This is a genomic window from Nocardia sp. NPDC060259 (assembly GCF_042728775.1).
Classification (GTDB): Bacteria; Actinomycetota; Actinomycetes; order Mycobacteriales; family Mycobacteriaceae; genus Nocardia.
Genome location: NZ_JBHXAY010000054.1, coordinates 23,518 through 45,200 on the forward strand (window position 1 = coordinate 23,518; position 21,683 = coordinate 45,200).

At 71.5% G+C, this 21,683-nt stretch carries 5 protein-coding genes and 1 pseudogene; 2 read left to right on the forward strand and 4 right to left on the reverse strand.

Annotated features, from left to right (window positions below):
* Window positions 1–20 precede the first annotated feature (20 nt).
* The gene (locus tag ACFWF2_RS20085; protein ID WP_379308950.1) at window positions 21–416 is read left to right on the forward strand and encodes a VOC family protein; all 396 of its coding nucleotides are present in this window, start codon (window positions 21–23) and stop codon (window positions 414–416) included.
* Window positions 417–467: 51 nt separating this feature from the next.
* Here the strand turns inward: ACFWF2_RS20085 and ACFWF2_RS20090 are convergent, their stop codons facing one another.
* Entirely contained in the window at window positions 468–1,670 is a 1,203-nt protein-coding gene (locus ACFWF2_RS20090; protein ID WP_379308946.1) for an MFS transporter, read from the reverse strand.
* A 92-nt stretch (window positions 1,671–1,762) separates the two neighbouring features.
* On the opposite strand from ACFWF2_RS20090, the gene ACFWF2_RS20095 reads away from it, so the two are divergent.
* The gene (locus ACFWF2_RS20095; protein ID WP_379308947.1) at window positions 1,763–2,098 is read left to right on the forward strand and encodes an ArsR/SmtB family transcription factor; all 336 of its coding nucleotides are present in this window, start codon (window positions 1,763–1,765) and stop codon (window positions 2,096–2,098) included.
* Between the two features lie 10 nt (window positions 2,099–2,108).
* On the opposite strand, the gene ACFWF2_RS20100 is transcribed toward ACFWF2_RS20095, so the two are convergent.
* The 3 genes and pseudogenes from ACFWF2_RS20100 to ACFWF2_RS20110 all read right to left on the reverse strand — a co-directional run.
* Complete coding sequence (locus tag ACFWF2_RS20100) at window positions 2,109–3,284, reverse strand: tetratricopeptide repeat protein (protein WP_379308948.1); 1,176 nt, start codon at window positions 3,282–3,284, stop codon at window positions 2,109–2,111.
* A 221-nt stretch (window positions 3,285–3,505) separates the two neighbouring features.
* Window positions 3,506–4,837 carry a M16 family metallopeptidase gene (locus ACFWF2_RS20105; RefSeq protein WP_379308951.1) on the reverse strand — a complete coding sequence of 444 codons (1,332 nt, stop codon included), beginning with the start codon at window positions 4,835–4,837 and terminating at the stop codon, window positions 3,506–3,508.
* A gap of 248 nt (window positions 4,838–5,085) precedes the next feature.
* Window positions 5,086–21,683, reverse strand: a pseudogene (locus ACFWF2_RS20110) (amino acid adenylation domain-containing protein); the annotation flags it as partial.

Consider the following 21,683-nt stretch of genomic DNA (forward strand, 5'->3'; position numbering starts at 1 on the left):
ACGAACCTAGGAGAAATCCCCTGTCAGTACAGTTCAATCACACCATTGTCGGTTGCCGCGATAATAGGGAAACCGCCGAATTCTGGGCGGACATCCTCGGGTTGGACATAGGAAAGGAGTGGGGTCCGTTCATTCCGATCCCGCTCGACAACGGCGTCACCTTCGATTTCGCCCGGGTGCCGCCGCATGCTTCCGAAATCCAGCCGCAGCATTACGCATTCCTCGTCTCGGAGGCCGAGTTCGACGCGGCCTACGCCAAGATCCAGCGCTACAAGCTGGACCATTGGGCTGATCCGCAGCAGCACGGGGTGAACGAGATCAACCACAACGACGGCGGTCGCGGAGTCTATTTCCTCGACCCCAACGGGCACTTCCTGGAGATGATCACCGTCCCGTACGGTGGCTGGCCCTCGTAAGACGCCATGACACCGGCCGGTCCGCATCCCGCGGACCGGCCGGTTTTGTCGTTATCGCGCGCCAGCCCGGCTGCCGCGCAGTCCGAGCAACGCGGCCAGTACGCACGCCACCGCGACGATCACGATGAACCAGGGAAACACGGTCGCCAGGCCCCAGGTGGTCGCTGCCCAGCCCGCCGCCAGCGTCGGCAACGCCATCGCGGAATAGGCGAGCAGGTAGTAGGCCGACATGGTCTCCCCGCGCCGGTGCGGCGGCACGACTTCCGACAGGTGACGCAGCGAACCACCGAAACCGAGCCCGAAGGTGGCGCCGAGCACGAGCCCGGCGATCAGCACCGCGACCGGTTGCCTGGTGGCCAGTGCGGGCACCGTGGCCAGCAGCGCGGCCGCCATCCCGAGGTCGCCGATGATCGCGGCCCGCCGCGCCGGAATCCGGGTGGCGAAGAGCTGGACCATGGCGGCGGCGAACGCGGTGCTGGCCACCACCACCCCGCCGAACAGCAGATTGTGCACCCCGGTCTCGGCCGCGGCCAGCGACGGATACAGCGACAGCAGCACACCCAGCACCGACCAGGCCGCCATCACACCGATCGCGGAGAACCAGAAATCAGCCCTGATCTCGTGCGGCACAGCGGGTTTCGCGATGGTGATGCGCCCCTTCACCCGGGCGGTGTGCGGTTCACGCAGCGCGAGCATGCCCGCGGCGACGGCCAGGCAGACCACCGCGATCACCACATACGGCGTGCGCAACGGCGAGGGCGCGTACTGCGCCAGCGCGGCCGACCCCAGCACGGCGACCGCCATGCCGACATTGAACGCCACGCCGCTGAGCTGCCCGGAGCGCGCGCCATGTTCGGGCCGCAGATCGAGCAGGGCCGCGGCGCCCGCCACGACGGTGGCGCCGACCGCAGCGCCGTGCAGCGCCCTGGCCAGCAGCAGCATCGACACCGAATCGGCGAGCAGGAACGCGACCAGCCCGAGGATCATGGTGGCGAACGCGCCGACGATCACCGGCTTGCGCCCCACCACATCCGACACCCGGCCCGAGACCAGCACCGCGCCGAGGGCGGCCACCGCGTACACGGCGAACACCATGGTGGTGGTGAGCGGCGAGAGATGCCACTCGGTCTCGTAGATGCCGTAGAGCGGGGCGGGCGCCCCCGAGACGCCGAGCGCCACCCCGGTCGCGGCGAGCACCAGCCCGTACGCCCAGCGCTGCCCGGCTTCGACCGGCGCCATCGTTGTCGCTGCCATGGCGGCCCCCATCAGGTGAGTTTGATAACCATCGAACGGCTCCGACACTACGCCGAGTATGATGGCTATCAAACCCCGGAGTGAGGTAGATCATGACTCAGGCTAATGGTCACGCCGCGGCGCCGACCCTACCGGTCGCGGCGCTGCCCGCTGTCCTGGGTGCGCTGCACGATCCGGTCCGGCTGGAGATGGTGCGCCGCCTCAGCAACGCGGCCGAACCGCTGCGCTGCGCGACGCTCTACGACGCGATCAACAAATCCACGGCGACCCACCACTTCAAGATCCTGCGCGAGGCGGGCCTGATCGAGCGCCTGACCATCGACGGCCAGACCTACCAGCGCCTGCGCGCCGACGCCGTCGAGGACGCCGTCCCCGGCCTGCTCACCTCGATCGTCGAGGCCGCCAACCGCGCGCATCGCGAGGAGTGAGGCGGTCCGCTCAGCGGTCGGTGGTCGACGGCGGCGCGACGGTAGTACTCGGCCGCTTCGGCGGTGTCGGCAACAGCCGGCTCGGAATCGTCGGGAGCGTCGAGAGCGGTCGCCGCGAGGTCGGCGGCGCGGGCACGTCCACCAGGTCTCGCCCGCGCACCTCGCCCTCGACGATCTCGCCGCCACCCCACCACACGGCGGCACCGGCCACGACCAGCAGCGCGAGTACGCACGCCACGATCGCGGGCATCCGGCGATAGCTCCCTCGCTCCCGCCAGATCGCGATCACCCCTTCGAGCACGACGGTGGCCAGCACGATGCCGAGCACCGCGAGCAGGACACCGAGCAGCGCCGGCTGACGCGCCCATCCCCGCCCCAGTACAGCGATGACGAGCAGCGGCACCCCGAGCAGCGCGGATCCGATGAGCATCCCGAACGCGAAGTCGAAAGCGTCACCGGGAGAGGGATCGTCCCGACTGCGCTGCTGCCACGCGGTGAAGAGCAGCAGATGTCCGAAGGCCGCACCGAACGCGCCGAACACCACACACCACCCACCCAGCCGGACGAGTTCGACGTACTGCGACCGCATCGCGATGGCGCCGAGGTCGGCGATCAGTCCGGCCCCGCCCACCGACAGCAGTGCGAACAGCGGCCGCGGCCGCATCACCCTGGCCCGCAGGTAGCCGGCGGGGAGTTGCTTGCGCAGCTTGCGGAACACCCCGTACCAGGCCAGCGGCAACGCCACGAACAGCACCGGTGACAGCACGCGCAACCCGCCCGCGGGGATCCACATCGTCGCGAAGGCGAGGCAGGCCGCGAACGCCCACACCCACGCGGCCAAACGCATCAGCGCCCGCCAGTGCACCTCGGCGAGGAGCCGGCGAGCCTTGGTGTCGGTCGGGGTCCGGGCGAGCACTCCGCGCAGGATCGCGACGGCCGCGGCCCGGCCGCCGTCGACGCCACCGAATTCCAGTCTGGCCTGCCTATGCAGCAGGTCGGTGTGGGTGGGATCGATAGCAAGGCCCGCCGTCACGTGCCGCCGGACCGCGTCGAGGTCGGTCAGATGCTGGTAGATCTCGGCTGCTGAGCAGTGGACATGGGCGTCGTCGGGCATGAGGGTGACCGCTTCGGCCAGCGCTGCCCGCGTCTCGTCGGGTTCGGGCCCGTAGGCGAGCAGCCACGCCATCAGTAGCAATGCCGGCGCGTCGTGTGGACTCAGCCGCCAGCAGTTCCGGGTCGTCGGGCGCCGTCGCCAACGCCGTTCCCAGAATCCGCCGAGCCTCCTCGACTTTCCCGATCTCCTTGGCCACCCTGGCCCGTTCGATCGCCGCCTGTACCGGCACGACCCCTCCCCTCCCCTGTGCGGTCATCCGCGTGCAGAGTACCGGCCCATCGGGGTCGAAAAGATCAGTGCTCCACCAGTTTGCGCACCGAGGCCGGCAGGTCGCGGGTGCGCCGGTACGGACCAGCCACGGCCGCGCCGTAGGGCCGGGCGAGCAGGGTGCGGGCGATCGCGCTGACCTCCTCGGTGGTGACGGCGTCGATGCGGGCCAGGGTCGCCGAGACGCTGCGGTGGTTGCCGTAGCTGAGTTCGCTGCGCCCGATGCGGTTCATCCGGGAGGCGGAGTCCTCGAGCCCGAGGACCAGACCGCCGCGCAACGAGCCTTTGGCGCGGGCGCATTCGGCGTCGGTGACCCCGTTGGTCGCCACGTCGACGAGCACGTCGCGCGCCAATGTCGCGACCTGGGCGAGGTTTTCGGGCTGGCAGCCGAGGTAGACGGAGAACGCGCCGGTGTCGGCGAAGGTGTCCACGCTCGAGTACACCGAGTACGCCAGCCCGCGCTCTTCCCGGATGCGCTGGAACAGGCGGGAACTCAGGCCGCCGCCGACGATGGTGTTGAGCACCGACAGCGGCCAGCGCTGCTGTCCTTCGTGCCTGCCGAACGCGCGCACACCGAAGACGAGGTGGGTCTGTTCGCTGTCGCGGTTGATCCGGACCAGGCTCGGCGCGGCCTGCGCGCGGAACTTGCCCTCGCGGCGCGGCGCCGGTTCGACCGCGGAGTCCAGGTGCGCGGCGAAGGCACGGTGCACGAGTTCGACGGTGCGGTCGTGGTCGACGTTGCCCGCGACGGCGACGACCATCCGGTCGGGCCGGTAGCGGCGCTGGTGGAATCCGCGCAGCTGCGCGGCCTGCATGCCTTCGATGGATTCGACGGAGCCGATCACGGGTCGCCCGATCGGGTGGTCACCGAACAGGGCGGTCAGGAAGGAGTCGGCGACCAGGTCCTCGGGATCGTCGTCGCGCATGGCGATCTCCTCGAGCACCACCTGGCGTTCCACGTCGACGTCGACGGCCCGGCACAGCCCGTTGAGCACCACGTCGGCGACGAGTTCGACCGCCAGCGGCAGGTCCTCGTCGATGACGTGGGCGTAGTAGCAGGTCTGTTCCTTGGCAGTGAACGCGTTGAGTTCGCCGCCGACGGCATCCATCGTCTGGGCGATGTCGAGCGCCGAGCGGGTGGGTGTCGCCTTGAACAGCAGGTGTTCGAGGAAGTGTGCCGCGCCGGCGACGGTGGGTCCTTCGTCGCGTGACCCCACGCCGACCCACACGCCGATGGAGGCCGAGCGCACGCCGGGGACGTGTTCGGTGACCACGCGCAGCCCGCCAGGGAGCACGGTGCGCCGCACACCACCGTCGGTGGAGACGTCGTCAGCGGTTTCGGTACTCGACTCGGTCAACTGTGGCTTCGTCACCCGATCCCACCGGACGGCTGTACTGACATGGGGTTCTCAACCTCTCGGAACGGGTGCTGGCGACGTGCGCGGATGCCTGGGGCGAGCAGGCAGCAGGCTCGACGGCCGGCTCCGCGATTCTATGCGCCCGGCACCCCCGCCCGCGCATCGGGCCTCGTGGCGTCGATGCGGTCGTGCGCCGGTTCGGGCGCGTCGAGCACGGCGGCGATCCGGGCCAGCGCGGCCTCGCCCGCCATCGCCCAGTGCGTCGCGTCGATGCCGTAGCGGTGCACGTCGCCGTCGATCGCCGTCGCCCAGCTCGCCGCGCCGCGCGCGCCGGTCGGGTCGTCGACGGTGGCGGCGAAGTAGACGAGATCGCCGTCGAACCGGTCGGGCCGGTAGGCGTCGACCATGCTCATCGAGGCGGTGGCGGCGTCGATGACGCGGGCGATGCGGGTCCGGTCGAGCGCGGCCAGTGGACCGCCGATCCGCGCCGCGGCGGCGGCGAGTCCGTCGGCGTCGAAGACCACGTCGAGCGCGTCACCGGCCAGGCCGCCGAGCAGGTCGCCGACGGTCGGCATGGAGGTCTGCGCCGGTTCGTCGCCGAGCCAGCTGTCCATCATCGCCAGCTGCGCCACGTCCGCGCCCTCGGCCTGCAACCGGGTCGCGACGGCGTGCGCGAGCAGACCGCCCAGCGACCAGCCGAGCAGGTGGTACGGCCCCTCGGGCTGTACCTCGCGAATGGCCGTGACGTAGCGCTGGGCCCAGGCGTCGATGGTGGCGGGCAGCGGTTCGTCCGCGGTGAGGGCGGGCGATTGCAGACCGTAGATCGGGCGCTGCGGGTCGAGGTGGCGGGTGAGGCCGGCGAACGACCAGGACACGCCACCCACGGGATGGATGCAGAACAGCGGTGCGCCGGTCCCGCTCGCGCGCAACGGCAGCAGCACCGCGAACGCGTCGTCGGCCGAATCGTCCTCGGCGCGCAGCCGTTCCACCACCACGGCCGGTGTCGGATCGGTGAAGAACCACGCGACGGGCACCGCGATGCCCAGTGCCGCACCGAGCCGCGCGGACAACTGGACCGCGGTCAGCGAGTTGCCGCCGAGGTCGAAGAAGTTGTCGTCCATGCCGATCCGGTCCAGCCCGAGCACCCGGGCGAATTCGCCGGCGACGACCCGTTCGGTCTCGGTGACCGTGCCACGGTAGGCGGCCTGGCGCAGTTCCGGACGGGGCAGGGCGGCACGGTCGAGCTTGCCGGAGGTGTTGACCGGGAACTCGTCGAGCACGAGCACCACGGCGGGCACCAGGTACGCGGGCAGTTCCGCGGCCAGCGCGGTACGCACTGCGGCCGGATCATCGTGCGCTCCAGCCGAATCCGCGACGATGTACCCGACGAGCCGATCCGCGCCCGCGCCCGACACCACCGCGGCCGCCGCCTGGGCGACACCGGGCTGCCGCAGCAGCGCGGCTTCCACCTCACCGAGTTCGACGCGCTGACCGTTCAGCTTGACCTGCAGGTCACCGCGGCCGACGTAATCGAGTGCGGCGGAGCCATTTTCGGTCGCACGCAGCCGGACGAGGTCACCGGTCCGGTACATCCGGGCACCGGAACCGGCGAACGGATCGGGCACGAATCGCTCGGCGGTGAGTTCGGGCGCGCCGACATAGCCGTGCGCGAGTTGCGCACCGCCGACGTACAGTTCGCCGATCACGCCCGGCGGCACCGGCCGCAGCCGCACGTCCAGCACATAGAGCCCGGTGTTCCACACGGGCGCGCCGATCGGCACCGACACCGTGTCGGCATCACCCACCACGTGGGTGCTCACCTGCACAGCGGTCTCGGTGGGCCCGTACAGGTTGATCACCTCGGCGCCGGTCAGCGCCCGAGCCCGCTGCGCCAGGGCGGCAGGCAGCGCCTCGCCACCGGCGAACACCCGCCGCAGGCCGGTCGGCGCTGCGAGCTGCTCCGTCCCGTCAGCCGCTGATTCGGCGGCATGGGCCGACTGCCGCCTCCCGGGGACGACCCCGGCATCCGCGACCTCGGACACCTGCCACCCACCCGGGACAACGCCCAAATCTCCGGCATCAGGCGACTGCCACCCACCCGGGACGGCCCCGGCATCCGTGGCATCGGCCGACTGCCGCTCGGCCTGGGCGACCTCGGCAACATAGGCCGCGAGCAACGTGGGCGCGAACTGCACTGTGTCGATGCCGTGTTCGGCGATCAGTGCCGCCAGGTAGGCCGGGTCTCCGTGGCCGCCGGGGCTGGCGAGGACGGTGCGGGCGCCGACGCGCGGCGGGAGCAGCAGTTCCCAGATCGACGCGTCGAAGGTGACCGGCGTCTTGTGCAGCACGGTGTCGCCCGCGCCGAACCCGAATTCGGCCGCCATCCAGTCGAGCTGGTTGACGATCGCGCGATGCGGCACCCCGACGCCCTTGGGCAGACCGGTGGATCCGGAGGTGAAGATCACGTACGCGGTGTGCTCGGGCAGCAGCGGCTGCACCCGTTCGGCGTCGGAGAGCGGTCCGGCCGGATAGGCGGTGAGGTCGACGGTGTCGGCCACGACCACGTCGACCCCGTCCAGCGGGGTACCGATGACCGGCAGGTCCGCGCGGTCACCGGACGTGGTGACCACGCACACCGGCTGCGCGATCCGCAGGATTCGGCTGATCCGCTCGGCGGGATGATCGGGGTCGATCGGCACGTAGATGCCACCGGCGGCGAGCACCGCGTGCACCGCGACCAGCAACTCCGGCGACCGGCGCGCGGCGACAGCCACCGCCGTGTCCGGCCCGACGCCCTGGTCGACGAGGTGCCGGGCGAGCCGGTTCACCCGCGCCGCGAACTCGGCGTAGGTGAGCGAGGTGTCACCGTCGGTGAGCGCGATCGCCGACGGTGTCGCGGCGGCCTGCCGGTCGAACGCGACGGGCAGTACTTCGGTGGACACCGGATACGCGGTGTCACACCAGCTTTCGAGCAGCACGCGGTCATCGCTGGTCAGCAGGTCGACATCGCCGATCGCCCCGGCCGGGTCGGCGGTGACGGCATCGAGCACCCGCACATAGCCATCGGCGATCCGGGCCGCGGTCGCGGCGTCGAACAGGTCGGTGGCGTAGGTGAGGCTCACCGCGCAGCCGCCGTCGGCCGTGTCGGCGAGCACCAGGTCCAGGTCGAACTTGGCGACGGCGGTGTCGATGTCGAGCCCGGTCACGGTGAGGTCGGGCAGGCTGACCTCGGCAGGCGCCGCGTCCAGGTTCTGGAAGGCGAGCATCACCTGGAACAGCGGGCTGTGCGCCGTCGAGCGGACCGGATCGAGTACGTCGACGAGCCGTTCGAACGGCACGTCCGCGTTCTCGAACGCGTCGAGGTCGACGCGCCGGGCCTGGCGCAGCAGGTCGGTGAAGGACGCGCCCTGGTCGACGGCGGTGCGCAGCACCAGCGTGTTGACGAACATGCCGACCAGGTCGTCCAGCGCCGCCGCACCTCGACCAGCGACGGGGGTGCCGACGGCGATATCGCCGGTACCGCTGAGCCGGGCCAGCAGCGCGGCCAGCGCCGCGTGAGCGACCATGAACGCACTGGCATCCGCACGCCGGGCCAGCTGCCCCACCCGCTGCCAGATCTCCTGCGGCACCACGGTTTCCACGCTCGCGCCCCGCTGCGAGGCGACCGCGGGCCGCGGCCGGTCGGCGGGCAGCTCGAGCAGCCCGGGCAGCCCGGCCAGCTCGTCGCGCCAGAACCGCACCTGCCGGGCGGCGACCGACTCGGCGTCGTCCTCGCTGCCCAGCACCGCGCGCTGCCACAGCGTGTAATCGGCGTACTGGACTTCCAGCGGCGCCCACCCGGGTTCGGCTCCGGCCCGCCGGGCCAGGTAGGCGGCGGTCGTATCACGCAGCAGCGGGCCCGCGGAGAATCCGTCGGCGCTGATGTGGTGGATCACCACGACCAGCACCACCTCGTCGGGCGCCGAGCGCAGCACCCGCACCCGCACGGGCGGTGCGACGGTGACGTCGAAGCCGCGGCCGATCTCGGCGGCCACCATGGCGGGCACCGCGATCGGGTCGACGGTCTCGACGACCGGGGTCGGCACGAACTGCCACACCGTCTGATAGCCGATGCCGTCGATCGCCGGGTACGCGGTGCGCAGCACCTCGTGGCGGTCGAGCACATCGGTGACGGCGGCGGCCAGCGCCGCGGCGTCCACGTCGCCGCGCAGACGCACCGCGATCGGGATGTTGTAGGCCGCCGAGGCCGGATCGAGGCGGTTGAGCAGCCACATCCGCTGCTGCGCCGCCGACAGCGGAATCCGGTGCGGCCGTAGACCTGCCGTCAGCGCGACGCCGGCGCCGCTGCCCATCTGCGCGGCGAGCGCGGCCGCCAGGTCGACGACGGTGGTCGCTTCGAACAGGGTGCGCACCGGCACCCGGGCCGACAGTGCCGCGCCGAGGCGGGCCGCGACGCGGGTCGCGATGAGCGAGTTGCCGCCCAGCTCGAAGAAGTCGTCGTCGAGACCGACCTGCGCGCGCCCGAGCACCTCACCGAAGACCTCGGCGACCGCCCGCTGAGCCGGCGTGACCGGCGCACGGAACGGCCTCGCCACGAATTCCGGTGCCGGCAGCGCCTTGCGGTCGAGCTTGCCGGAGGTGTTGAGCGGGAACGCGTCGAGCACGACGATCACCGACGGCACCATGTACGACGGCAGCACCGCGCCCATGGCCGAACGCAGCCGCGCCGGATCGAGTTCGGCGCCGGGCACCGGCACCGCGTACCCGACGAGCCGGTCACCGGTCGCGCTCGCCGACACCACCGCCGCGGCCTGGCTGACCATCGGCAGCCCGCCCAGCGCGGTCTCGATCTCACCGAGTTCGATGCGCTGACCGCGGAACTTCACCTGGAAGTCGCTGCGCGCCAGATAGATCAGGACGCCGTCGCGGGTCCAGCGCACGAGGTCGCCGGTGCGGTACATGCGTTCGCCCGCCGCCCCGAACGGGTCGGCGACGAACCGATCGGCCGACAGATCGGGGCGACCTAGGTACCCGCGAGCCAGCTGCTCGCCCGCCAGATACAGCTCACCGGCGACACCCGGCGCGACCGGCCGCAGCCGCTCGTCGAGCACGTAAACCCTGGTGTTCCACTCGGGCACACCGATCGGCACGGTCTGCCCGGTCGCACAGTCGGCGGGCCAGGCGGTGACCGACACGGCGGCCTCGGTGGGCCCGTACAGGTTGTGCACGGCCGCAGCCGATTTCGCGCTCAGCGCGGCCACGGTGTCCGGGGTGAGCGCCTCACCGATCGCGAGGACCAGACGCAGGCTCGTCAGCTGGCCGGGCTCGGCGTGCGCGGCGAACATCGCCAGCATCGACGGCACGAAGTCGGCGATGGTGATCCGCTGCGCGGCGACGAGTTCGGCCAGGTACAGCGGGTCGCGGTGCCCGTCGGGGGTGGCGAGCACCAGCGTCGCGCCCGCGGCCAGCGGTGCGAAGAAGCCCCACACCGACAGGTCGAATCCGGCGGCCGACTTCTGCAGATACGTATCGGCATCGCCGATCCGATACCGCTCGATCAGCCACGCGATCTGATTCCGGACACCCGCGTGGCTCATCGCCACGCCCTTGGGCCTGCCGGTCGAGCCCGAGGTGAACAGGACATAGGCGAGGTTCGAATCCCGCAGGTGCGCGCGGAGTTCGGTGTCGGTCACCGCGTGCTCCGGGTACGCGGCAGTGTCGATGGTGTCGAGCACGACGATCCTGGGCGCCGGCGCGCCCCCTGCGACGATCGGCATATCGACGTCGTCCCCGGCAGTCGTGAGAACCAGGTGCGGCCGGGCGGTGTCGAGAACCTGGGCGATGCGGTCGGCCGGATGATCCGGGTCGACGGGAACATACGCGCCGCCCGCGGTGAGTACCGCGTACATGGCGACGACGAGGTCGACGGATCGCCGGATGGCGAGCGCGACCAGCACATCGGGGCCGACGCCGTCGTCGATCAGGTACCGGGCGAGGCGGTTGATCTGGGCGTCGAGCTCGCCGTAGGTCAGCTCGGTGCCCTCATAGACGAGCGCCGTCGCCTCGGGGTTCGAGCGCACCTGCGCGCGGAACGGGGTGAGCAGCGTTGCGGTGCGGTCGATCTCGTGTGTGGTGGCGTTCCACTCGGTGAGGATGCGGGTCCGCTCGGCAGGCTCGAGCACGTCCACGGTGTCCAGCGGCGTGTGCGGTGCCGCGGCGACAGCGGTGAGCAGTCGCTCCAGCCGGCCCGCGATCGACGCCGCGGTCTCGGTGTCGAACACGTCGTCGGCATAGGTGAGCACGCCCGTGACACCCGCGGCGGCACCGTCGGCGTACTCGTCGCTGACGATCAGGTGCAGGTCGAACTGGGACAGCTCGTTGCCGGTGTCCAGACCGGACACCGTGATCCCGGGCAGTGCCAGTTCGGCGCGCTCGAAGTTCTGGAAGGAGAAGCCGACCTGGAACAGGGGGTGCCGTGCGGTGGAGCGGGCCGGGTCCAGCACCTCGACGAGCCGTTCGAACGGCACGTCGGCATTGGCGTAGACCGCGAGGTCGGTGGCGCGCTGACGGGCCAGCAACTGCGCGAACGTCTCCCCCGCGACCAGCCGGGTACGGAACACCAGCGTGTTGACGAACATGCCGATCAGGTCTTCCAGCGCCGCCTCACCGCGACCGGCGACCGGGGTGCCGACGGTGATGTCGGCGCTACCCGAGAGCCGTCCGAGCAGTGCCGCGAACGCCGTGTGCACGATCATGAACAGCGTGGCGCCGGATTCCCTGGCCAGCTCGCTCAGCCGGGCATGGGTGGCGGCATCGAGGGTGACCGGCACCGTGCCACCGGTGAGGGTGCGCACGGCCGGGCGCGGCCGGTCCAGCGGCAGGGCGAGTTCGTCCGGGAGGTCGGCGAGTTCGCCGCGCCAGAAGTCGAGCTGGCGGGCGGCCACCGAGGCGGGGTCGGCTTCGTCGCCGAGCACGGCGCGCTGCCACAGCGCGTAGTCGGCGTACTGCACAGGCAGCGGCGTCCACCGCGGCGTTGCGCCGTCACGGCGGGCCAGGTAGGCGGTCATCAGGTCGCGCACCAGCGGCGGCACGGACGAACCGTCGGCGCTGATGTGGTGCACGACCATGGCCAGAACGGCCTCGTCGGCGGTGATCCGGTAGAGCACGACCTGCCACGGCACCCCGGCGGTGACGTCGAACGTGGTGGCGGCCAACGCGGTCACGGCCGCCACGACCCGCTCGGCCGTGACGTCGCGAACCTGAAGGGCGACACCGGCTTCGGCGGCAGTCAGGATCTGCTGTACCGGGCCGTCGGCGGTCTCGGGGTAATACGTCCGCAGCACTTCGTGGCGCTCGACGAGATCGCCGACTGCGGCGGCGATGGCATCGATGTCGAGCGCACCGTTCAGGCGCACCGCGATCGGCACGTTGTACCCGGCCGACTCGGGATCGAACCGGTTGAGGAACCACATGCGCTGCTGCGCGGGCGAGAGCGGGACGACCACGGGCCGCTCCCCCGCCACCAGCGCCAGCCGGGCGTCGCCGTCGGCGCCGTCGAGCGCGGCCGCCAGCGCGGCCACCACGGGCGCCTCGAAGATCCGCGCCACCGGCACCTGCTGGTCCAGCGCGGCGCCGAGCCGGGCGGCGACGCGGGTGGCGACGAGCGAGTTGCCGCCGAGATCGAAGAAGTCGTCGTCGGCACCGACCAGCTCGAGTCCGAGCACCTCGGCGATCACACCGGCGACCAGCTGCTCCGACGGTGTTGCCGGAGCCCGGAATTCGCGAACCGCCAGCTCCGGCGCAGGCAGTGCGCGCCGATCGAGCTTGCCGGAGGCGTTCACCGGCAGCACATCGAGGACAACGAAGGCACTCGGCACCATGTACGCCGGAAGCGCCTGCCGCAGTGCGCCTTTCACCGCATCGAGGTCGAGCGGACGACCGGCTGTGCTCGCGGGGACGAGGTAGGCGGTGAGGTAGTCGCCGGCGCCGTCGTCGCGGACGGTGACGACGGCACGGTCGACGGTGCCGAGGGCGGCGAGGACGGCTTCGATCTCGCCGAGTTCGATGCGCAGGCCGCGCAGCTTCACCTGGAAGTCGGTGCGGCCCAGGTATTCCAGCTCGCCGGTGCGGGCGCGCACGACGAGGTCGCCGGTGCGGTACATGCGTGCGCCGGGTGTGCCGTACGGGTTGGCGACGAAGCGGTCCGCGGACAGGTCGGGGCGGGCCAGGTAGCCACGGGCCAGCTGCACACCGGCCAGGTAGAGCTCGCCGGGCGTGCCGACCGGCACGGGCCGCAGGCGGGCGTCGAGCACGTGCAGGGCGGTATTGGCGACCGGCGCGCCGATCGGCACGGTGACGGTGTCGGCGTCGGTGACCTCGTGGAAGGTGACGTCGACCGCGGCTTCGGTCGGCCCGTACAGGTTGTGCACGGCTACCCCGGGCACCAGTGCGCGCAACCGTTGCGCGTCGGCGGCGGGCAGCGCCTCACCGGAGGCGAACACCTGCCGCAGCGACACACACTCGGCGGCGCGGGGTTCGGCGAGGAACGCGGCCAGCATCGACGGCACGAAGTGCGCGACACCGACTCCGGTGCGGGTGATCACCTCGGCCAGGTAGGCGGGGTCGCGGTGCCCGTCGGGACGGGCGATCACCAGGGCGGCGCCGACCTGCAAGGGCCAGAACAGTTCCCACACCGACACGTCGAAGGTGATCGGCGTCTTCTGCAGCACCGTGTCGGCCGCGTCGAGCCGGTAGGCGTCCTGCATCCAGACCAGGCGGTTGACGATCGCGCTGTGACTGACCGCGACCCCCTTCGGCTTACCCGTCGAGCCCGAGGTGAACAGGACATAGGCCAGGTCGGCGCCACGCAGCGGCCGGATCCGGTCGTCGTCGGTGACCGGATCGGCGGCGAACCCGGACAGGTCGAGACCGGCGGGATCGACAGTGCGGGTATCGATGGCCGGGAAATCGTCCGCGGCCAGCACGCACACCGGCTCGGCGGTGGCGAGGACGTCGGCGATCCGGTCGGCCGGATGGTCGGGGTCCAGCGGCAGATAGGCCGCACCCGCGGCCTGCACCGCGTAGACGGCGACCAGCAGGTCGATGCCGCGGCGCAGTCCGACACCGACGATGGCGCCGGGGCCGACACCTTCGGCGATCAGCATCCGGGCCAGGCGGGCGACCCGAACAGCGAACTCGCCGTAGGTGATCCGCTCACGCTCGAATTCGAGCGCGACGGCGTCGGGTGTGCGGCGGGCCTGCGCGGCGAACATCGATACGAGCGTCGCGTCGGTGTCCAGTGGCGTCGCGGTGTCGTTCCACGCCGCCAGCTGGGCGGTCTCGGCGGCATCGAGCAGGTCGATCTCGCCGACGGGCGAGGTGTCGTCGGCGACGACCGCCGCGAGGATGCGGACGAAGCGCTCACCGAACGCGGTGACCGTCTCGGCGTCGAACAGATCGGTGGCATAGCGCAGCCAGCCGCGCAGACCGGGTTCGCCCGCCGCACCGGTGATCTCGTTGATCGCCAGCGACAGATCGAACTGGGTCGTGGCGGCGGGCAGGGCGAACTCGCCGATCCGCAGACCGGGCAGCTCGATGGTGGTGTCGTCGCGGTGCTCGAACGCCAGCATCACCTGCACGATCGGCGAATACGCCGTCGACCGCACCGGATTCAGTTCGTCGACCAGCCGCTCGAACGGCAGATCGACATGCGCGAACGCCCGCAGATCGGCACCCCGCACGTGCGCGAGCAGATCGGCGAACCCGACCCCACCGTCGACGGTCGTCCGCAGCACCAGCGTGTTGACGAACATGCCGACGAGATCGTCCAGCGCGGCATCGGCCCGTCCGGCGACCGGCGTGCCGACCACGATGTCGGCACCCGCCCCCTGCCGCGCCAGCAGCACCGCGAACGCCGCGTGCACCACCATGAACGTGGACACCCCGTGGCGACGCGCCAGCTCCTCGATCCCGGCCACCACACCGGCAGGCACATCGAACCCGACGGACCCGCCGACACCCGTGCGCACGGCAGGCCGCGGCCGATCGGTGGCGAGCTCCAGAGCCGGTGCGAGACCGGCCAATTCGTCCCGCCAATGCGCCAGCTGCCGCGCCAGCCGCGACGACGGATCCGCGGCATCACCGAGCACCGCGTGCTGCCACAGCGTGAAGTCGGGGTACTGCACCAGCAACGGTTCCCACACCGGCGCCGCGCCCGCACTCCGAGCGGCATACGCCGTGATCAGATCCCGGGCCAACGGCGTCGTCGACACACCATCGGCGGCAATGTGATGCACCGCGAGCACCAGCACATGCTCTACGTCCGGCACCGCCTCGCCGGACGCCAACCGGTCGCCGAGCACGTCACGCACTACACCGTCAGCCGCCACACCATCCGGGACAACACCGTTCCGCACGGCCTCGACGCGACCGTCGGTCCGATCGCCCGGCCGGCCCTCGGTGCTCCTTCGCCGGAGCAGGGCTGCGCGCACCGGCGGCTGAGTCGTCAGGTCATAGCTCGCCCCGACGATCTCGCGTACCACCCCCGCCAGCTCAGCCTCATCGACTTCGCGGACGACCGCGACCGGCAGCACGCGGTCCACCGGGAGGACGACCTGGGTCGGTCCCTCGGCGTCCTCCGGGAACACGGTCCGCAGCGATTCGTGCCGCTCGAGCACGTCGCCCAGCGCCGCCCACAGGGCGCCGGTGTCCAGCTCTCCGGACAGGCGCAGGGCGATCGGCAGGGTGTAGACGGCCGAGTCGGGGTCGATCCGGTTCAGTAGCCACAGGCGAGTCTGGGCCAGCGACAACGGAATACGGTCCGGACGCGGGGAGGCCACGGTCAGTGGCGGCAGGTTCTCGCCGCGGGCGGCGGCGCGTTCGGCGAGGCCGGCGACGGTCGGGGCGTCGAAGACGTCGCGCACGTCGAGCGCGCTGCCCAGTGCCGCGTTGGCGCGGGCGACGAGCCGCATGGCGAGCAGGGAGTTGCCACCGACGGCGAAGAAGTCGTCGTCGGCGCCGACCCGGGCCAGCCCGAGCAACTCGCCCACCACGGCGGCGAGCGCGGTCTGCGCGCCCGGTCGCGGCGCCACGTAGGCGGTGGTGACGGACAGGTCGGCGGCCGGCAGCGCCGAGCGGTCCAGTTTGCCCGCGGAGTTGAGCGGGACGGTGTCGAGCACCACCAGGTGGGCGGGCACCATGTACGCGGGCACCCGGCCCGCGACGTGCGCGCGCACCACGGCGGCCTCGACGTCACCGGCGACGTAGGCGACCAGGCACTGGCGCCCGGCGTCGTCGGTCGCGGGTACCACGGTCGCGTGGGTGACGCCGGGCGCGTCGCCGAGGGCGGCCTCGATCTCGCCCAGCTCGATCCGCAGCCCACGGATCTTGACCTGGAAGTCGTTGCGCCCCAGGTACACCAGCGCACCGGAGCGGTCGCGGCGTACCAGATCGCCGGTGCGATACATGCGCGCACCGCCCCCTGCCCCGGTGAAGGAGCGTGCGCCCGTCGCACCATTGATCGCCGTCGGGAACGAGTCGGCAACGGGGCGTCCGCCCGCCACACCATCGAACTCCCCGGCGAACGAATCGGCAACGGGGCGTCCGCCCGCCACACCATCGAACTCCCCGGCGAACGAATCGGCAACGGGACGTGCGCCCGCTGCACCGTCGAACTCCCCGGCGAACGAACCGGCGACGGGACGTTCGCCGACCGCACCAGCGAACTCCGCGGCGAACGGATCGGCGACGAAGCGGTCGGCGGTCAGGTCCGGCCTGCCGAGGTAGCCGCGGGCGAGCTGGTCACCCGCCAGGTACAGCTCACCCGCGACACCGGGCGGCACCGGGTGCAGCCGTTCGTCGAGGACGTAGGCGCGCACGTTCCAGGTCGGCCTGCCGATCGGCAGCTCGGTCAGCTCGACCGGTGCGGTGATGTGCTGGAAGGTGCTGGTGATCGTCACCTCGGTCGGGCCGTAGGTGTTGTGCAGTTCGGCGGGGACGGTGTCGAGCACGGTGGCCGCCAGCGCGGCGGGCAGTTCCTCACCGCCGAGGTGCAGCATCCGCATACCGGCCAGGTCGCCGGCGAGCCCTTCGGCGAGCATGGCGGCCAGCACCGAGGGCACGAATTCGGCGATGGTGACGCGCTGTTCGCGCACCACGCGCGCCTGGTAGGCCAGGTCGAGGTGGCCGCCGGGCCGCAACAGGACCAGGGTGGCACCGAGCAGCGCCGGGCACAACAGCTCCCACAGCGAGACGTCGAAGGTCAGCGGCGCGCGCTGCAACAGCCGGTCTGCCGAGGTCAGGTCGTATTCCCCACGCAGCCAGCACAGTTCGTTGACCACGGCCCGGTGCGAGACCAGCACGCCCTTGGGCAGACCGGTCGAGCCGGAGGTGAACAGCACATAGGCCGGGTGGTCGGGGTACAGCGGCGCGAGGCGTTCGGCGTCGGTGACCGGGCCGCTCGCGACGGGCGGCTGGGCCGGGTCCTCGAGCTGCGCGACGGTCAGCACCGGGAAGCCGGACCGCGAGGCAGCCGCGAAATGCACTGAGGCCGTGGCGGATCGGATGCCGCTGTCCACATGGTCGAGATCACCCGCCGACGCGGCGACGACCAGTCGCGGCGCCGCGGTCTCGAGCACATGGCCGATACGGTCGGCGGGCTGGGCCGGATCGATCGGCACGTACACGCCACCGGCGGCGAGCACACCGTGCAACACGACCAGCAGCTCGATGCCGCGCGGCACGGCGACGGCCACCGGGGTCTCCGGGCCTACGCCGCAGTCGATGAGCCTGCGCGCGAAGCGATTCGCGCGGGCGGCGAGGGCGCCGTAGGTGATCTCGTCACCTTCGAAGACGGCGGCGACGGCGTGCGGGTCGCGGGCGGCCGCCGCGTCCAGCAGGTGCGCGGCCAGCGGGCCGCGGATGCCGAGTTCGGCCAGGGCCGCGTCGAGCGGTTCGACGTCGCCGTGCGGGCCTGCCAGCAGGGCCGCACGCGCGATGTCGTCGAGCAAGGGGAGGTCCCCGACAGCGGTGCCGGGTTCGGTGACCGCGGCGCGCAGCACCCGCTCGAGCATCCCGAACAGGGTCGCGATGGTGCCCGCGTCGAAAAGGTCGGTGGCGTAGCGCAGTTCGAGGTCGAGACCGCTTGCGGTGCCGTCGGCGGCGTAGTGGTCGACGAAGGTGAAGTCCAGATCCACCTCGATCGGCGCGTCCGGCAGAGTCAGCCCCGACAGGGTGAGACCGGGCAATTCGAACGCGGTGGTGCGCTGGTTCTGCAGGGCCAGCGACACCTGGTACAGCGGTGAATAGCCTTGCGAGCGCGCCGGGTTGAGTGCGTCGACGAGGCTTTCGAACGGCACGTCGGCCCGGTCGAAGGCATCGAGGTCACCCGCGCGGATCTCGTCGAGCAACTCGCTGAAGCGCACGTCCGACGGAACGTTCGCGCGCAACACGAGGGTGTTGACGAACATGCCGACGATGTCGTCGAGTTCACGGTGCCCGCGACCCGCGACCGGCGTGCCGACGACGACGTCGGTGCCCGCGGACAACCGCGACAGCAGCACGGCGAGACCGGCGTGCAACACCATGAACGGCGTAGCGCGCTGCGCGCGGGCCAGCTCCTCGATCCGCCGGTGCAAGTCGGCGTCGAGGGTCGCGGTGAAGGTGGCGCCCCGGTTCGAGGCGACCAGCGGCCTGCGGCGGTCGGCGGGCAGCGTGAGGACGTCGGGAAGACCGGCGAGACGCTCCGTCCAGTAGGCGAGCTGGTGCGCCAACGGCGCGTCGGGATCGTCGGCACTGCCGAGTCCCTCGGTCTGCCACAGCGCGTAGTCGGCGTAGTGCACGGCCAGGGCGGGCAATTGCGGCTCGGTGCCCGCGGCGCGGGCGGCATAGGCGGCGACCAGATCGCGCGTCAGCGGGCCCATCGACCAGCCGTCCGCGGCGATGTGGTGCACGACCAGCACCAGCACATGCTCGGTCGGCGCGACCCGCAGCAGCGCGGCGCGTACCGGCACCTCGGTGGTGATGTCGAAGCCGCCGTCGAGGACCGCGACCACCGCGCCGGGGACCTCGTCGGGGGTGACGGCGGTGACGGCGAGATCGGGCACGAACGGCGCGCCGACGAGTTGCGTTGCCTGCCCGTCGAATTCGGGATAGGTGGTGCGCAGGGTCTCGTGCCGGGCGATCAAGTCCCCCAGCGCACCACGCAGCGCGGCGGTGTCGAGCTCTCCGCTGAGCCGTATCGCGACCGGGATGTGATAGGCGGCCGACTCCGGATCGAACCGGTGCAGGAACCACATCCGCTGCTGCGCTGGCGACAACGGAATCCGCTGCGGCCGTTGCCCCGCCACGGGCCCCCGCCTGCTGCCGGTGCCTCGCAGCGCGTCCAACCGCACCGCCAGCCCCTCGACGGTGCTCGCCTCGAACAGTTCCCGCACCGGCACCCTGGCATCCAGTGCCACCCCGAGTCGCGCGACCACCTGGGTGGCGAGCAGCGAGTTACCGCCGAGGGCGAAGAAGTCGTCGTCGGCACCTACCCGTTCGAGCCCGACGACTCCGGCGAATGTCGCGGCGACGATCCGCTCGGTCGCGGTGGCGGGTTCGCGGTAGTCGCGCTCCGGCAGTTCCGGCGCGGGCAGTGCCCGCCGATCGAGCTTGCCGGAACTGTTGATCGGCAGCGCGTCGAGGAAGACATAGGCGCCGGGCACCATGTACGACGGCAGCACCGCCGCGACCGCGGCATCGAGGTCGGCGGGTGACAGCGTCGCCGGCACGACACGGGCACTGTCAGCGACATCGGCACCATCAGCGTCTGCGATACCGGCGCTGCCGGTGCGGGTGGGAAGAGTGGTGTTTTCGGAGACAGGGGTGGGGACGACGTAGGCGACCAGTTGGTCCGGGCGGTCGTCGTCGGAGCGGACCAGGACCGCGACTCGGCCGACGCCAGGGACCGAGGTGAGCGCGGCCTCGATTTCGGCGGGCTCGATCCGGAGGCCGCGCAGCTTCACCTGGAAGTCGGTGCGGCCCAGGTAGTGCAGGGCGGCACCGTCGGGGCCCGTGCGCCAGGCGACGAGGTCGCCGGTGCGGTAGAGGCGCTCGCCGGTGCCGAACGGGTCGGCGACGAAGCGTTCGGCGGTGAGGTCGGCGCGGCCGTAGTAGCCGTCGGCCAGCTGCGTACCGGCGACATACAGCTCGCCGGGGACTCCGGCGGGGACGGGGCGCAGCCGCGAATCCAGCACGTACACGCGGGTATTGGCGACGGGCGTGCCGATCGGCGCGGCGGCTGTCTGCTCAATGCCGACCTCGTGAGTGGTGACCTGGATGGCGGTTTCGGTGGGGCCGTACAGGTTCACCACCCTCGCACCAGTGGCCGCGCGCACTCGCTGCGCCAGCTCGGTGGTCAGTGCTTCACCGCCGGCGAAGACCAGTCGTAGGGAACCCGACCCCACCGGTTCGGCCACCACGGCGGCCAGCACCGACGGCACATACTGGACAACGCTGACCGCGTGCCGAGCGGTCGCGGCGGCCAGATAAGCCGGGTCCCGGTGTCCGTCGGCGGTGGCGAGGACCAGTCGCGCGCCGGTCTGCAACGGCCACAACAGTTCCCACACCGACGCGTCGAAGGTGAAGGGGGTCTTCTGCAAAACGACATCGTCGCCGGTCAGCGCGTATTCGCTTTGCAGCCACAGCAGCTGGTTCACCGCGGCCCGATGCGGCACAGCCACACCCTTCGGCCTGCCGGTCGAACCGGAGGTGAACAGCACATAGGCGAGGTGCTCCGGACGCAGCGGGGCGAGCCGCTCGTCATCGGTGATCGGCTGATCCGACAGCTCGGACAGGTCGAGCGCATCGATCTCGATGACCGACTCGCCCACGGCGACACCGTGACCGGCGGCGGTCAGCACGCAGACCGGTGCCGTCTGCCCCAGCACGTCCGCGGTCCGGTCGGCCGGATGATCGGGATCGATCGGCACATAGGCGGCACCCGCCGCGAGCACGGCATGCACCGCGACCAGCTGATCCACACCACGCCGCAGGGCCACAGCGACAACCGATCCCGGCGCAGCGCCGAGACCGATGAGATGCCGCGCCAGCCTGGCGACACGACTCCCGAACTCCGCATACGTCAGCGACGCGACAGCGACCTGCCGACCGTCCGCGACATGCCGATCTCCCGAGACCAGATCCTCCGCCGGATCGGCGTCGACGACCACCGCGATGGCATCCGGTGTCGCGGCGACCTGGTCGGTGAACAGGGACGCGAGGGTGGCCGCGGAGTCCAGGGCCAGGTCCGTGGCGTTCCAGGCGGTCAGGACGTCGGTGGATTCGGCCGGGTCCAGCAGGTCGATGTCGCCGACCGGACGGGCCGGGTCGGCGAGGACGCCGTCGAGCAGGCGACGCAGGCGAGTGGCGAAACCCGCGACGGTGGTGGCGTCGAACAAGTCGGTCGCGTAGAGGAAAGCACCGGTCAGGCCCGCGGGGGCGCCGTTGCCGTCGCGGTGCTCGGTGAGGGTGAGCTCGAGATCGAATTTGGCGACGCCGGTGGGCAGGTCGAATCCCGCCACCGCGAGACCGGGCAGGGCGAGGGCGCGCGGGGTGTCCTCGTTGAGGGACAGCATCACCTGGAACAGCGGGTTACGGGCGGTGGAGCGGACCGGGTCCAGCACCTCGACGAGCCGCTCGAACGGCACGTCGGCATGGCCGAAGGCGGCGAGATCGATCTCGCGCACCCGGGCCAGCAGCTCGGTGAACGAGGCAGCGGGCGCCACCTCGGTGCGCAGCACGAGGGTGTTGACGAACATGCCGACCAGGTCGTCGAGCGCCCGATCGCCACGCCCCGACACCGGCGTAC